Source organism: Endozoicomonas atrinae, from assembly GCF_001647025.1.
Taxonomy (GTDB): domain Bacteria; phylum Pseudomonadota; class Gammaproteobacteria; order Pseudomonadales; family Endozoicomonadaceae; genus Endozoicomonas; species Endozoicomonas atrinae.
Genome location: NZ_LUKQ02000566.1, coordinates 1 through 1320, shown reverse-complemented (window position 1 = coordinate 1320; position 1320 = coordinate 1). Strand labels below are relative to the sequence as shown.

Annotated in this window: 1 protein-coding gene; it reads right to left on the bottom strand. The window is 39.4% G+C overall.

All coding sequences use genetic code 11. The annotated features are described in order from the left end of the window. Positions 1-244: 244 nt before the first annotated feature. Complete coding sequence (locus tag AK963_RS32840) at positions 245-901, bottom strand: hypothetical protein (protein WP_139117779.1); 657 nt, start codon at positions 899-901, stop codon at positions 245-247. Between the last annotated feature and the right edge of the window lie 419 nt (positions 902-1320).

Here is a 1320-nt window from a genome sequence, read left to right as displayed (position 1 = left end):
ATATGAATCAATATGATCGACTTTTTGATTATTAATAGATGTGTTCTTATGTATTAAACGCTGTTATTTAAGAAATGTCTTTTTTAGAGCATATAAGATTACGAATTTTTGATGAAAAGCGCGTACATATCAGAGACTCTCATTTGAGAGTAGAATACCTATTACCATCAAAATCTGAAGATAAGTGGTATACGCATACTTATCTTCAGATTTTATCGGGTCAGAGCAGGCAGTCCATCTCACTTTAAAAGCCTTCTGGTCCACCTCTGTTGTAGGGATTCGGAAAGTCGTAGTAGCCTAGTTGAATATTATTCCAAGGTTGGGGAAGAGAAGAGAAGCTACCAGCACCAGACTCCTTCGCCAAAGAATACCCTTGGGGGGAGCAATGGGGAGGGGTAACAGAGGGTGTTCTGGTCGGTGATGAAGGTGCTGACAATTGTTGAAATACTTGCCGAGGTACTGGCTGTGTAAGCTGGTTTCGATTTGGATCTACAGTAGTGATGGTGGTACGCGTCTCAACATTTTGACCAGGTAGACATTCCAAGGAGGAGATCTCGGTAAAGCCCTGATCTAAAAGTTGTTGAGCTCCTTGAGGAGTAGTTTCAAATGTTCCACATCTCCATTGAGTCACTTCTGAAAAATGAACTGTTACTCGTCGTTCGGGTGACTGAGGCTCAATTGATTGCATATTGGCATTATGAAATGATGCAGGCTTATTCATAAAAGTGGTAGGTCGTGTTGGGGCGCACGCCAAACCATTTGACGTCTTTGCTGGTGTTGGTTGACGGCCAGATGGATACTGTGTCTGATTATTTGGCCTGTTATGCGTTGGTGTCGGCTGAAGCTGGCCAAGCAAAGCATACCTGTCTGCTTGGCCAAAATAGGAACCTGAACTATTCATCTGTGGCTTACCTTTAAATCTTTATCAAGTTATTCCGATCTCATAATTTTTACAAAGTACCATAATAGATGAATATTCATTTTTAGTTTGATTTTTTAATTCATAAAGGAACATTTATTTCATTTTTATGATTTCTCTTCGATTCTATTTATAGGGTTTTCTGTTGATAAATAAGCCCGACATACTTTTTCTTATTCTGATTATTACGTATTTCAGGTGTTCAGGTTTAACAGTTTCTTAAATATTACGTAGTTCTGTTGTAAAGCTTTTGATGGGGCTGACCTACTGTTGGTGTCATCACCGGCGTAAAAAGTCCTCAAAACACCAGTCCAAAATGACCTGTCGTTAAGTATAGCTTTTTGGGGTGGTCTGCAAGTCTGATAGTTCCAGAAAGTTAAATATTTTACTAAGCTGACTCT